The organism is Burkholderia sp. LS-044 (genome assembly GCF_004803625.1).
GTDB lineage: Bacteria > Pseudomonadota > Gammaproteobacteria > Burkholderiales > Burkholderiaceae > Burkholderia > Burkholderia cepacia.
In genome coordinates this window covers 157,334-170,902 of record NZ_SSWO01000011.1, presented here as the reverse complement: position 1 = coordinate 170,902, position 13,569 = coordinate 157,334, and the positions used below count along the sequence as shown (strand labels likewise).

The window sequence follows — 13,569 nt, the reverse complement described above, 5'->3', positions numbered from 1 at the left end:
TGCAATGCATAGTGATGATGGAGCGGGATGACATGAAAGTTACAAACTATCAGGAAGCGACGATCGATCCGTTCGGCAAGGGCCTCGGCAATCTGCCGAGCGCGAGCGTGCCGCTCGGCGACGCGGGCCGCCTCGAGTGGAACCTGCTCGCGGAAGACGTCAGCCTGCCGGCCGCCGTGCTTTACGAGGATCGCATCGAACACAACCTGAACTGGATGCAGGCATTCGTCCAGAAGTACGGCGTCAAGTTTGCGCCGCACGGCAAGACGACGATGGCGCCGCAACTGTTCCGCCGCCAGCTCGACGCCGGCGCGTGGGGCATCACGCTCGCGACCGCGCACCAGACGCAGGCCGCGTATCACGGCGGCGTGCGGCGCGTGCTGCTCGCGAACCAGCTGGTCGGCCGCCAGAACATGACGATCATCGCGGGGCTGCTGTCCGATCCCGACTTCGAATTCTTCTGCCTCGTCGATTCCGCGGAGAGCGTCGACCAGCTCGGCCGCTTCTTCGGCGCACTGAAGAAGCCGCTGAACGTGCTGCTCGAGCTCGGCGTGCCGGGCGGCCGCGCGGGCGTGCGCGATGCCGCGCAGCGCGAGGCCGTGCTCGCCGCGATCGCGCGCTATCCGGACACGCTGAAGCTGGCCGGCATCGAACTCTACGAAGGCGTGCTGAAGGAGGAAGGCGAGATCCGCACGTTCCTGCAGGAAGCGGTCGCGCTCACGCGCGAACTGGCCGAGGCGGGCCGCTTCGCGCGTACGCCGGCGATCCTGTCCGGCGCCGGTTCGGCGTGGTACGACGTGGTCGCGGAAGAATTCGCGAAGGCGTCCGACGCGGGCTTCGCGGAAGTCGTGCTGCGTCCGGGCTGCTACCTGACGCACGATGTCGGCATCTACAAGAAGGCGCAGACCGACGTGTTCGCGCGCAACCCGATCGCACGCACGATGGGCGAAGGGCTGCTGCCCGCGCTGCAGTTGTGGGCCTACGTGCAGTCGGTGCCCGAGGCCGACCGTGCGATCGTCGCGCTCGGCAAGCGCGACGCGGCGTTCGACGCGGGGCTGCCGGAGCCGGCGCGCCACTTCCGCCCGGGCCGCGACACCGCCCCGCGCGACGTCGCCGCCGCCGAAGGCTGGGCCGTCACCGGAATGATGGACCAGCACGCGTACCTGCAGATCCCGCCGGGCGCGGACGTGAAGGTCGGCGACATGGTCGCGTTCGACATCTCGCACCCGTGCCTGACGTTCGACAAGTGGCGCCAGGTGCTCGTGCTCGATCCGCAGTTCCGCGTGACGGAAGTCGTCGAAACCTTCTTCTGACGCAGGTCGCGCGCACCGCCCCGCCGCGCGCGCGGGGCGGCCGTCACGCGCGCTTCAAGCGGCCGGAGTACACTGCGCTTTCGTCCTCGGGGCCCCGGGCGGGCATGGCATTCGTCATCCGCGGCGGGCCCTCAACGCAGCTCCACTGGAGAAAGCCATGGCCGCGAAGAAGATCCTGTTCCTGACCGGCGATTTCGCCGAAGACTACGAAACGATGGTGCCGTTCCAGGCGCTGCAGGCCGTCGGCCACCACGTCGATGCAGTGTGCCCGGGCAAACGCGCGGGCGACAAGATCAAGACCGCGATCCACGATTTCGAAGGCGACCAGACCTACACCGAGAAGCCCGGCCACCAGTTCACGCTGAACGCGGCATTCGACGACGTCGACGCCTCGCGCTACGACGCGCTCGCGATCGCGGGCGGCCGTGCCCCCGAATACCTGCGACTCGATCCGAAGGTGATCTCGCTCGTGCGCGAGTTCGCCGAAGCCGGCAAGCCGATCGCCGCGATCTGCCACGCGGCGCAACTGCTCGCGGCCGCCGACGTGATCCGCGGCAAGCGCATCTCGGCCTACCCGGCCTGCGCGCCCGAGGTGAAGCTCGCGGGCGGCGAATACGCGGACATCCCGGTCGACGCGGCCGTGACCGACGCGCCGTTCGTCACCGCGCCCGCGTGGCCCGCGCATCCGGCCTGGCTCGCGCAGTTCCTCGCGCTGCTGGGCACGCGCATCGAGCTTTGAACCCGCAGGGAATCGAGATGAGATGAAGTGCCGGGGCGGCGCGGCGTATTCACGCCGACCGGCGCCGCCCTGCCCCGTGCTTCAACGCGCGGCCGGCGTCGAGCCGACGTCCGCGATCCGCGACTCCAGCATCGCCAGCGCGCCCGACAGCGCATTCAGCACGTCGTCCGGCAATTGCGCCATCGTCTGTTCGAGAAACGCCTTGCGGCGCGGCAGGCATGCGTCGAACGCGGCGCGGCCGGCGTCCGTCAGCGTCACGTTGGTCACGCGATTGTCGCGTGCGTCGGACTCGCGCTCGATCCAGCCGAGCGCGTCGAGCGATTTCAACTGGCGCGTGAGCGCGCCCGGATCGATGCGCAGCACTTCGACGAGCTTCTTCTGCGACGAATGCCCGCCCATCGTGTGCAACGCGACCATGATGCGCCAGCGCGGCATCGGTTGCCCGACGTGCGTCTCGAATGCGGTCATGAACGCGCGATACGTCCGTCCGAATTGCTGCAAGATCGCGACGCGGTCCTGTTCTTCCATGCGCTCAGTTCTACTCGTTCAATCGTTCAATCGGCCGCGACATGCGGTTCGATCTTGCGCCGCAGCGCGATCGGCGGCACGCGGCGGCACTGCCACACCGACACCACGGCGACGACGGCCGCCATCGCGACACCCACGTGAATCGCGCCGACGAGCGATTCGCGGGCCGCTTCCAGCAGCAGCGCGCCATTATGCCCGGCACGGGTCAGCTCCGCGACAAGGCCGCCCTGCGCGGCGCGATCGATCAGGATCTGCGGATCGGCGAGCTGCGCGTGCCACTGCATCGCGTGATCGGCCGACAGCGCATCGCGCACGCCGGCCGAGTACATCTGGTTGACGAGCGTGCCGGTCAGCGCGGTGCCGATCATCCCGCCGACCATCCGCAGCGACTGCAGCAGCGCCGTGGCGATGCCGAGGTGCTCGCGGCCGGCCGTCTGCTGCGCGAATACGGTGAGGTTCGGCAGCACGAAGCCGAGCCCGATGCCGCCCGCGACCATCAGCGCCATCAGCAGCCACTTCGGCGTCGTGTGGGTCGACACGACGACGCCCGCGCAGGTGATCGCGAACAGCACGAAGCCGACGTGCAGCATCGCATTCGGATTGCGGATGCGCGTGACGACACGGCCGTTCATGATGCTGCCGATCGTGATGAACACGACGAGCGGCGTGATCACGAGCCCCGCCTCCTTCGGCGACATCCCGAAGCCGCCCTGGAACAGCAGCGGCGCGTAGAACAGCAGCGAGAACATCGAGAAGCCGGCGAGGATCGCCAGCACGAAGAGCGCCGACAGCGCGCGGTTGCCGAACATGTCGAACGGCAAGATCGGCTGCGCGCAGCGCTTCTCCCAGTGCCACAGGCCGAAACCGGCCGCGACCGCGACGACGAGCAGCAGCGACGCCCAGCTCGCGACGCCGTACTTCGGCAGCCATTCGACGAACAGCTGCAGCGCGCCGAGCGACAGCGCGATCAGCAGCGCGCCCGGCCAGTCGAGCCGCATCTTGCGATCGTGCTCGACGTGGCGCAGGTGCGGCAGGTAACGCCACACGAACAGCAGCGACAGCAGGCCGATCGGCAGGTTCACGTAGAACACCGAGCGCCAGCCGAACGACTGGGTCAGCACGCCGCCGAGCGACGGGCCGACCGCGTTCGCGATGCCGAACGCGGAGCTCATCAGCACCTGCCAGCGCAACCGCACGACGGAATCGGGGAACAGGTCGGGAATGCACGCGAACGCGGTGCCGACCAGCATTCCGCCGCCGATCCCCTGCAGCCCGCGCGCGAGCACGAGCATCAGCATGTCGTTCGCCATCCCGCACAGCACGGACGCGCCGGTGAACACGACGATCGACACGATGACGAACGGCTTGCGCCCGTAATAGTCGCCGAGCCGGCCGAAGATCGGCACCGTGATCACGGAACTGAGCAGGTACGAGGTCGCGACCCACGCGTACAGGTCGAACCCCCGAAGCTCGGCGACGATGGTCGGCAACGCGGTGCCGACGACGGTCTGGTCGAGCGCGACGAGCATGGTGACGAACGAGATCCCGATCATCGCCAGCAGCGATTCGCGGAACGGCAGGACTTGCCCGCTCGAATGGTGGGCGGCGGTATGGACGGCCATTTTTTGTTGGCGCAACTTTTGACGAGTCAAACAATCTCAAAATTCTAGCATGCGGGAGTAATCTAGGCTGGCGACGGTCAAACCGGCCCAGACCGCCAAGGAGAAAGATGGAACCGATTTCAATTCCCCCCGCCACCATGCTGTCGCAGGACGATCGGGACGCGCTGTGGCGCGCGAAGCAGGTGCTGGAAAGCCCGTCGCTGACGATGAAGCTGACGGGCATGCTGGGCGCACCGGTCGAGAAAATGATCGCCCGGCTGCCGGATTTCGCGACCGGCAAGATCAACGACGCGACGCAGCTCGCGCTGCGCAAGTGCCTGAACATCGCGCTGCGCACGCTCGGCAAGCCGCCCGCGCCGGACGCCGAACCCGACAAGCCGAGCAACCTGCTGCACAAACTCGCGGTCGCGACGACCGGCGCGGCGGGCGGCGCGTTCGGCTTTCTCGCGCTGCCGGTTGAGCTGCCGGTGACGACGACGCTGATCTTCCGCTCCGTGTGCGACATCGCGCGCAGCGAGGGTGAAGACCTGGGCTCGGTCGATACGCAACTGCAATGCCTGGCCGTGCTCGGCATGGGCGGCAACCCGGACAAGCAGGAAGAGGACGCCGATCTCGGTTATTTCGTGCTGCGCGGCGCGCTCGCGCAGGCGATCTCGAAGGCATCGTCCGACATCACGACGAAGGGCATCGCCGCGCACAGCTCGGCGGCCGTGTTCAAGCTCGTGCAGACGGTGGCGTCGCGTTTCTCGGTGCAAGTGACCGAGCAGATGGCCGCGAAGTCGATTCCGGCGATCGGCGCCGTGCTCGGCGCGACCGTCAATACGCTGTTCATCGACCACTTCCAGCAGATGGCGCACGGCCACTTCACCGTCCGCCGGCTCGAGCGCAAGTACGGCTCGGCGGCCGTCAAGGCCGCCTATCAGGCAATCGACGTCTCGCCGGCGCGCTGAACCGCGCGCTCGACCGCGACGCGGCGCAGGAACGCGGCCGCGCGGTCGAGCGCGTCGCGTGCTTCCGGCACCATCGGCGCGTACAGCTGCCACACGTGCGGCATGTCCGGCCACACCTCGATCTCCACCGCCACCCCGGCGGCCTTCGCCTTCTCGGCGACGCGGCGCGAATCGTCGAGCAGCACCTCGGTGCTGCCGACCTGGATATACAGCGGCGGCAGGCCCGCGAAATCTGCATAGAGCGGCGACGCGTACGGATTCGTCCCCGGCTCGTCGCCGAGGTACAGCTTCGCGGCCTTCGGCAGCGCCGCGCCCGCGAACATCGGATCGGCGCCGTCGTTCGTGCGCAGCGTGGCGCCGGTGGCGGCCAGGTCGGTCCATGGCGAGAACAGGATCGCGCCGGCCGGCAGCGGCTCGCCGCGATCGCGCAGCGCAACGAGCGTCGCGAGCGCGAGGCCGCCGCCCGCCGAATCGCCGCCGAGCACGATCGACTCGGGCGGCGTGCCGAGCGCCAGCAGCTGGCGGTACGCGGCCAGCGCGTCGTCGAGCGCGGCCGGGAAACGGTTTTCGGGCGCAAGCCGGTAGTCGAGCGAGAACGAGCGCACGCCCGCGCGCTTCGTCAGGCCGAACACCAGCGGCCGGTGGGTCTTCGTCGAACAGAAGTAATAGCCGCCGCCATGGAAGTACAGCAGCGTGCGGCCCGGCCCGCGCCCCGCGCCCGCGTCGGTGCGCTCGAGCCATTCGCCGCGCAGCGGCGCGTCGCCCGCGCCGTAGCACCGGCGCAACCGGTAGCCCGACGGCACGCGGCGCGGCACCATGATCCGCAGGTCGGTAAAGCGCCGTGCGCGGGCGGGATCGAGCACCTCGCGCGTGGTCTCGGGACGGAACTGCCAGCGCAGCAGCCAGCAGGCGAACTTGCTTTGCCAACTCATCGGACGCACTCCGTATTCGCAGTGTGACGACGGTACGTGCGATCGTTCCCGCACCGCTCGACGGGTGCCGCCATATCAAACGCCGGCGCTCAGTTCGCCGGCATCACCTGGCCGCGGATCTCGCCGGCCGGGTGCTCCTTCGTATGGACGTTGAAATACCACTTGCCGCCCATCAGGTCGGTGACCTGCGCGTCGGTGAGTGCCTTCGAACCCTTGATCGGGCTCGCCAGCTCGTCCTTTGGAATCGGCACCTGCACGCCCGCGTTCTGGCCGACCGGCGCGGGCCCGTGGAAATGCGCGGCGGTGGCCGGGCCGGTGAGGTGTTCGTAACGGACCATCCACTGCAGCATGTGCGTTGCCGTGTCGTAGGTGGCCTCGACGTCGCCCGAGCCCTTGGTCGCCGTCGGCGGCACCTCGCTCGACGGCTGGAGATTGGCGGACAGGCGCACCGTTTCGGCGGCGGCGGTGCCGGCGGCCAGCACACCCGCGAGTAACGCGACCTGGAGCAAACGCAGCTTGAGCATGGACTCTCCTTGTACGACGTTGTACGCCGACCGAACGGCGGCGCCACACATGATGGTAGTCGATCGCCGCCGATCCGGGAGCCCGTCGAACGGCCATGCCGCAAAACGCCGCAGCGCGCTCGGCAGGCCAGTCTGCCTCAGGCTGGAATGGACCTTTGCAGCCTGACGGCTGAATCCGCGTGCGGCCTTTCGCTACACTTCATCTCACAGTTGCTTGTTTCCTTCGTCCGAAGGAGTCTGCGAGTATTCACGCGGCCACCCGGCCGCGTTTTTTTTGCCCGCCGCCAGATTCGGAGCCTGCCGCATCGAGCACGACGAAGCGATCACGCCGCCCCGCGTCACGCCCGATAGCCGGGATCGATGCGATCGACGATACGCTGCAGCGCGTCGAACGCATCCTGCCCCGCGCCATGCTTCGGATCGAAATTCAGCGAATCGCGCACGCACCCTTCGAGCACGGGCGGCGCGATCGGCAGTGCGTCGCCGATCGCGTGCGTGGCGACCTGCACCTCGCACGCGCGATTGAGCAGCCACATCAGCGAGAACGTCTGCGCGAGCGTCGCGCCGATCGTCACGGGCCCATGGTTGCGCAACAGCAGCACGGGCCGCCCGCCCGCGCTCTCGACGATGCGCCGCCCCTCTTCGAGATGCACGGTGATGCCCTCGAAGTCGTGATACGCGATCTTCCCGTACAGCTGCGCCGAATAGAAATTCGAGAACGACAGCCCGTCGCGCGAACAGCACACGGCCATCGTCGGCGTCGTGTGCACGTGCATCACGCAGTGCGCATCGGGCAGCGCCGCATGGATCGCACTGTGGAACGTGAAGCCGGCGGGATTGATCGGCCAGTCGGAATGACCGATCACGTTGCCGTCGATGTCGATCTTCACGAGGTTCGACGCGCACACCTCGCGGTAATGGAGCCCGAACGGGTTAATCAGGAAATGCCCGTCCTCGCCCGGCACGCGCAGCGAGATATGGTTGTAGATCAGCTCGGTCCAGCCGAGATGGTCGAAGATGCGGTACGCCGCCGCGAGCTGCACGCGCGCCTGCCATTCGGCTTCGGAGAAACGGGCGGGACGCGTGAACGGCTGGTTCGGGACACGTTGCATGGGGGAACTCCGGTTGCGGATGTGCGCGGCCCGCGTGGCGCGGGCCGCCCGGCGGCGGCGCCCTGCGCGCCACACTCGTTGCGCGCACAACCATATCACCTTTGCCCGCGCACCGGAAACGCGGGTTTAGCCGGAGCGCTTCCGGCCCCTAAAGCTGGTCGTCGACCGGCAGCAGCATGAAGACGCCGGTCATCAGGTTGCGCAGCAGCCCCGCGTGCGGATCGACGTGATAGACGGCCGGCTTGCCGTCGTCCGTGCCCGTCCATTCGAGTTCGGGCGTGCCGCCGCCCGCCGGCGTCACGAGGCTCACGCGGTAGCTTTCGTCCGGCTGCGTCGCGCGCGCGAAGATTTGCGCGACCTGCTCGGCGAGCGCCGGGCTATGGATCACCAGCGCCAGTTCGGTGTTCAGGTGCGCGGAACGCGGATCGAGGTTCATCGAGCCGATCACGAGGATCTTCCGGTCGATCACGTACGCCTTCGCGTGCAGGCTCGCGCGCGAACGCGACCCGAACAGGCGCGGACGCTGGCGCCCCGGCTGCGCCTTGAACTCGTACAACTCGACGCCGTGCTGCAGCAGCGGCACACGGTACGGTCCGTAGCCGGCCTGCACGGCGACCGCGTCGGTCGCGGCGAGCGAATTGGTCAGGATCGCGACACGCACGCCGCGCGCGGTCGTGTCGCCGAGGATCTTCACGCCCGCGTCGTGCGGCACGAAATACGGCGAAAACGCGAGGAATTCCCGCTGCGCACCGCGTGTGAGTTCGACGAGGCGCTGCATCGGCGGGCTCACGTACGCGTCGGTCGGCTGCGCGACCTTGTCGGGCGCGTCGGCCGTGAACTCGGCCGGCGCCCACACGAGCCCGAGCTCGTCGCGCGCGATCTGCCGCGAGAGCGGCGTCGCGTTCAGCGGCTTCGCGTTGTACGGATCGGCATTCTTGCGCCAGTGGTCGCGCAGCTCGTCGCGCATCGCGTCGAGATCCTTCGTATCGAACGACTGATGATTCAGCACGCGCAGCGGATAGCTGCTCGCGCTCGACCAGTAAGTGTCGAAGCTCGCCGAGATGTCGTTCGTCACGGGCCCCGCGGCGAGCACGTCGAGATCGCGGAACTGCAGCGTCTGGCTCGCGCTGAAGTATTCGTCGCCGAGGTTGCGGCCGCCGACGATCGCGATCTGGTTGTCCGCGATCATCGCCTTGTTGTGCATCCGGCGCGTGAAGCTGTCGATGCGCGTGAAGAAGTTGGCCGTGCGCTCGACCATCCCCTGTGACGCGCCGAACGGGTTGAACACGCGGATCTCGACGTTCGGGTGCGTGTTCAGCGCGGCCATCACGCGATCGATGTCGCGGAAATTCAGGTCGTCGACCAGCATCCGCACGCGCACGCCGCGATCGGCCGCGTAGAGCGCCGCGGCGAGCAGCAGCTTGCCGGTCGTGTCCTCGGTCGCGATGTAGTACTGCATGTCGAGCGTCTTCGTCGCGGCGCGCGCGAGCGCGATGCGCATCTGCAACGCCTGCGCGCCGTCGGCCAGCAGCCGGAAACCCGACTGGCCCGGATGCGCGGCCTCGGGCGCGGCCAGCGCATCGCGCAACGGCGTCGCGGTATCGGGCGGCAACGCATGGGAGACCGGGCGATCGAGCGTGGTGGCGGGCGGATGCGTCGCGCACGCGGCGACGAGCGACAGGAGTACGCCGGCGGCCAGCGCGCGGGCCGGGCGGCATGCGGCGCGCCACGACAGCGCGGCCGGTGCGCGCCGGATCAGGGACGTGAACACGAAGACTTCCTCGACTGGCGGAACACAGGGCCCGCATGCGCCGCGGCGCGCGGCTGGCGCGCGGTTCCGGCCGATTCTAGTAGGCGCCCGATGAACCGGTCAATCGCGCGGGCGGCACCGACGGCCTCGAACCGCAGGCGTGCGCGCGTGCCGGGCATCGAGACCCGCCGCACCGAAAGTGCCCGCCGGGCGGGCCTCGCACCGAAGTAGTCCGACCAATCTCAGGCCTCGTCGCCGCTGCGCTCGAAATGGCTGCGCACGTAGTCGATATGGGTCTGCATCGCGGTGCGCGCCTCTTCGGGCCGCTGCGCGCAGATCGCGTCGCACACGACGCGGTGCTGCAGCAGCAGGAGTTCGGACGCGTGCTCGTCGTGCGTCGTCATGCCCGCCACGTTGATCGAGATGTGCTCGCGCAGCATCCCGATCACGCTCGTATGCAGGTGCAGGAACATCGTGTTGTGCGACGCGAGCGCGATCGCCTCGTGCAGCTTCGCGTCGGTCGCGGCTTCGACGGCCGCCGCGCCGTTCGCGTGCGCGGTTTCGAGCTCGCGCAGCAGCGCACGGATCCGGCGCCGGTCGTGTGCGTCGGCGCGCAGCGCGGCGAAATACGCGGTCGCGCCCTCGAGCACGCGGCGGAATTCGAGGATGTCGTCGCGCAGCGCGGGGTGATCGGCGACCAGTTGCCCCCACGGCGACGCGATGCCGGCGCGCAACTGGTCCGTCACGTAGACGCCCGCGCCGCGCCGGCTCTGCAGCAGCCCGCGCGCGACGAGCCGCTGGGTCGCCTCGCGCACCGTATTGCGCGCAACCCCGTACTGCTGCGCGAGCACGCGCTCGGCCGGCAGGCGTGCGCCGGCCGGCCACGTGCCGTCGAGCAGTGCCGTCTCGATCTTGCGCATCACCCCTTCGGTTCGGCCCCGTGCCGTCATCGCTGCCATCTTCGCGTCTCCCCGCTCATTGCGTGCCGCGCCGATTGGCCCAACCAATTTGAGCCGCAGCGCCGTCGCGGGAATTATGCAGCGAAATCGTCGTCCCGCATCCGCATGCCGGGCCGTCGCCACTGGAGCGAGACATGAACGAAAGGCAATACCCCGCCGCCGCCCCCGCGCACGTCTATCTGTTCGCGACCTGCCTGGTCGACCTGTTCGTCCCCGAAGCCGGGCTCGACGCGGTCCGCCTGCTGGAACGCGAAGGCCTGACCGTCCACTATCCGCGCGGCCAGAGCTGCTGCGGGCAGCCGGCCTACAGCAGCGGCAATCCCGACGAAGCGCGCCGCGTCGCGGCCGCGCAGCTCGACCTGTTCGCGCAAGCGTGGCCCGTGATCGTGCCCTCCGGCTCGTGCGCGGGGATGATCCGCCACCATTGGCCGGCGCTGTTCGCCGACGACCCCGTGTACGGCCCGCAAGCCCGCGCGATCGCGGAGCGGACCTATGAACTCGCCGAATTCCTCGTCCACGTGCTCGACGTGCGGCTCGACGCGGCGACGGCCGGCGCCGGGCCCGACGAACGCGTCGTGCTGCACACGTCGTGCGCGGCGCGGCGCGAGATGGGCACGCGCGGGCACGGCGTCGCGCTCGTCGACGCACTGCCGGGCGTGACGCGCGTCGAACACGAACGCGAATCCGAATGCTGCGGCTTCGGCGGCACGTTCTCGCTGAAGCATCCCGACATCTCCGGCGCGATGGTGCGCGACAAGGTCGCGTCGGCCTGCGCGACGGGCTGCGACCGGCTCGTGTCCGCCGACTGCGGTTGCCTGCTGAACATCGGCCACGCGGCAGCCAAGGCCGGCGCGCCGCTGCCGGTCGAACACCTCGCCAGCTTCCTGTGGCGGCGCACCGCGAACGCCCCGTCGCTGCGCGGAGACCAGCGATGAGCGCGCGCGACTCGATCCTCGCGCGGCTGCGCGCCGCCGCGCCGGGCGTCGCCGCAACGTCGGGCCGCACGCTCGACGCACGCATCGACACGCATTACGACACGCGCCGCTCGCAGGCCGGGACCGCGGATCCGCACACGCTCGCCCGCACGATGCAGGCCGCGCTCGCCGCGTCGCACGCGGACGCCTGGTGCGCGACCGGCGACGCATGGCCCGCGCAACTCGCCGCGCGGCTCGCCGAAGCCGGCGTGCGCCGGCTGCTGCTCGACCCGGCCCGCGCCGAATCCGCGGCGCTCGCCCGCGCGCTGCCCGACACGGTCGCGCCCGTGCCGTTTGACCGGCCGATCGACGCGTGGAAGGCCGACCTGTTCGACACGATCGACGCGGGCTTCACCGTCGCGCGTTCGGGCATCGCGGCCACCGGCACCGTCGTGCTCGCCCCCGATGCCGGCACGCCGCGCACGGTGTCGCTGGTGCCGCCGCTGCATGTCGCGCTCGTCCATGCGAGCACGCTGCATCCCGACCTGCACGCGGCCGTCCACGCGGAGCGCTGGCACGCCGGCATGCCGACCAACCTGGTGCTGGTGTCGGGCCCGTCGAAGACGTCCGACATCCAGCAGACGCTCGCCTATGGCGCACACGGCCCGCGCCGCCTGTGGGTCGTGATCGTCACCGATTCCGCCGCCCGGCCGGCTGCAACCGCCCGCGAGGACCTCCCGCAATGAGCGACCACACGCTGCACTTCGTCGCCCCCGGCGACTTCAAGGCCCGCGCGCGCGCCGCGCTCGACGATCCCGCATTACGCCGGAGCTTTCGCGGCGCGATGGACTTCCTGCAGGGCAAGCGCGCGACGCAGTTCCCCGACGACGCCGAGCTGCAGCAGCTGCGCGACCTCGGCGAAGCCGTACGTCAGCACGCGCTCGCGCAGTTGCCCGCGCTGCTCGAACGGCTCGAGACGAAGCTCACCGAGGCCGGCGTGCACGTGCACTGGGCCGAGACGGCCGCCGACGCGAACGCGATCGTGCTCGGCATCGCGCAGGCGAAGAAGGCGCGCCGCGTGATCAAGGGCAAGTCGATGGCGAGCGAGGAAATCGAGCTGAACCATTACCTCGCGGAGCACGGCGTCGACTGCATCGAATCCGACATGGGCGAATTCATCGTGCAGCTCGCGGGCGAGAAGCCGTCGCATATCGTGATGCCGGCGATCCACAAGACGCGCGGCGACATCGCCGAACTGTTCGAGGCACACATCCCCGGCACGCGTTACACGGAAGACGTCGACGAACTGATCCAGACCGGCCGGCGCGCCCTGCGGCGCGCGTTCGCCGATGCGGACATCGGCCTGTCCGGCGTGAACTTCGCGGCGGCCGACACCGGCACGCTGTGGCTCGTCGAGAACGAAGGCAACGGCCGCCTGTCGACGACGGTGCCCGACACGCACGTCGCGATCATGGGAATCGAGAAGGTCGTCGAGAAACTCGAGCACATCGTGCCGCTGTCGAGCCTGCTCACGCGCTCGGCCACCGGCCAGGCGATCACGACCTACTTCAACCTGATCTCGGGCCCGCGCCGCGACGGCGAACGCGACGGCCCGCGCGAGCTGCATCTCGTGCTGCTCGACAACGGCCGCACGCAGGCCTATGCGGACGAACAGCTGCGCGCGACGCTGCAGTGCATCCGCTGCGGCGCGTGCATGAACCACTGCCCCGTCTACACGCGCATCGGCGGTCACGCGTACGGCACGACCTATCCGGGCCCGATCGGCAAGATCATCTCGCCGCACCTGCTCGGCCTCGACGCGACGGCCGACCTGCCGACCGCGTCGACGCTGTGCGGCGCATGCGGCGAGGTGTGCCCGGTGCGGATCCCGATCCCGCAACTGCTCGTGCGGCTGCGTACCGAGGCGAACCGCCAGCCCGACGAACCCGTCGCGCATCCGCTGCGCGGCCAGGGCGCGAACTACACCCGCGCGGAAGACCTCGTGTGGCGCTTCTGGTCGGGCGCGTTCGCGCATCCGCGCGCATACCGCGCGTTCCGCTGGACCGCGACGCGCCTGCGTGCGCTGACACCCGCGAAACAGATGGGCTGGACGCAGCACCGCACGCCGCTCGAACCGGCACCGCGCAGCCTGTCCGACCTGCTGCGCGCACGCGGCCAGCCCGAGTAGCCCCCGCTTTACCCACCCATACCCATAGATAGACAGAC

At 69.4% G+C, this 13,569-nt stretch carries 13 protein-coding genes; 6 read left to right on the top strand and 7 right to left on the bottom strand.

Annotated features, from left to right (window positions below; genetic code table 11):
* The first annotated feature begins 32 nt into the window (after positions 1–32).
* On the top strand, positions 33–1,313 hold the full coding sequence (locus E9536_RS26700) for an amino acid deaminase (protein WP_048023194.1): 1,281 nt from the start codon (positions 33–35) through the stop codon (positions 1,311–1,313).
* A gap of 157 nt (positions 1,314–1,470) precedes the next feature.
* Positions 1,471–2,052 (top strand): DJ-1/PfpI family protein, encoded by a 582-nt coding sequence (locus E9536_RS26695; protein WP_021161332.1) that lies wholly within the window; start codon positions 1,471–1,473, stop codon positions 2,050–2,052.
* 81 nt (positions 2,053–2,133) lie between these two features.
* Here the strand turns inward: E9536_RS26695 and E9536_RS26690 are convergent, their stop codons facing one another.
* Both E9536_RS26690 and E9536_RS26685 read right to left on the bottom strand, forming a co-directional pair.
* Positions 2,134–2,580 (bottom strand): MarR family transcriptional regulator, encoded by a 447-nt coding sequence (locus E9536_RS26690; protein WP_021161333.1) that lies wholly within the window; start codon positions 2,578–2,580, stop codon positions 2,134–2,136.
* Positions 2,581–2,606: 26 nt separating this feature from the next.
* A complete protein-coding gene (locus tag E9536_RS26685) occupies positions 2,607–4,202 on the bottom strand; it encodes an MDR family MFS transporter (RefSeq protein WP_059699892.1) in 1,596 nt (531 codons plus the stop codon).
* 107 nt (positions 4,203–4,309) lie between these two features.
* Here E9536_RS26685 and E9536_RS26680 point away from each other — a divergent pair, with 107 nt between their 5' ends.
* Positions 4,310–5,152: an EcsC family protein gene (locus tag E9536_RS26680; protein ID WP_027789140.1), complete on the top strand. Its 843-nt coding sequence runs from the start codon at positions 4,310–4,312 to the stop codon at positions 5,150–5,152.
* Here the strand turns inward: E9536_RS26680 and E9536_RS26675 are convergent.
* The 5 genes from E9536_RS26675 to E9536_RS26655 all read right to left on the bottom strand — a co-directional run bounded on the left by E9536_RS26675 (position 5,122) and on the right by E9536_RS26655 (position 10,429).
* On the bottom strand, positions 5,122–6,084 hold the full coding sequence (locus E9536_RS26675) for an alpha/beta hydrolase (protein ID WP_136471214.1): 963 nt from the start codon (positions 6,082–6,084) through the stop codon (positions 5,122–5,124). The two genes, E9536_RS26680 and E9536_RS26675, sit on opposite strands and share 31 nt — an antisense overlap.
* A gap of 89 nt (positions 6,085–6,173) precedes the next feature.
* Positions 6,174–6,608, bottom strand: coding sequence for a CHRD domain-containing protein (locus E9536_RS26670; RefSeq protein WP_060357036.1), 435 nt, complete (start codon positions 6,606–6,608; stop codon positions 6,174–6,176).
* 338 nt (positions 6,609–6,946) lie between these two features.
* Positions 6,947–7,720 carry a class II aldolase/adducin family protein gene (locus E9536_RS26665; protein WP_006497398.1) on the bottom strand — a complete coding sequence of 258 codons (774 nt, stop codon included), beginning with the start codon at positions 7,718–7,720 and terminating at the stop codon, positions 6,947–6,949.
* A gap of 148 nt (positions 7,721–7,868) precedes the next feature.
* Positions 7,869–9,491: a phospholipase D family protein gene (locus E9536_RS26660; protein ID WP_091923622.1), complete on the bottom strand. Its 1,623-nt coding sequence runs from the start codon at positions 9,489–9,491 to the stop codon at positions 7,869–7,871.
* Between the two features lie 221 nt (positions 9,492–9,712).
* Complete coding sequence (locus E9536_RS26655) at positions 9,713–10,429, bottom strand: FadR/GntR family transcriptional regulator (protein ID WP_027789137.1); 717 nt, start codon at positions 10,427–10,429, stop codon at positions 9,713–9,715.
* Between the two features lie 134 nt (positions 10,430–10,563).
* On the opposite strand from E9536_RS26655, the gene E9536_RS26650 reads away from it, so the two are divergent.
* From E9536_RS26650 to E9536_RS26640, 3 genes are read left to right on the top strand one after another with little or no spacing between them, the layout of a single operon-like run.
* Complete coding sequence (locus E9536_RS26650) at positions 10,564–11,364, top strand: (Fe-S)-binding protein (RefSeq protein ID WP_119338896.1); 801 nt, start codon at positions 10,564–10,566, stop codon at positions 11,362–11,364.
* Complete coding sequence (locus E9536_RS26645; RefSeq protein WP_136471212.1) at positions 11,361–12,089, top strand: lactate utilization protein C; 729 nt, start codon at positions 11,361–11,363, stop codon at positions 12,087–12,089. The genes E9536_RS26650 and E9536_RS26645 overlap by 4 nt, the downstream gene beginning before the upstream one ends.
* Entirely contained in the window at positions 12,086–13,531 is a 1,446-nt protein-coding gene (locus tag E9536_RS26640) for a LutB/LldF family L-lactate oxidation iron-sulfur protein (protein WP_136471210.1), read from the top strand. The genes E9536_RS26645 and E9536_RS26640 overlap by 4 nt, the downstream gene beginning before the upstream one ends.
* Positions 13,532–13,569: the final 38 nt, after the last annotated feature.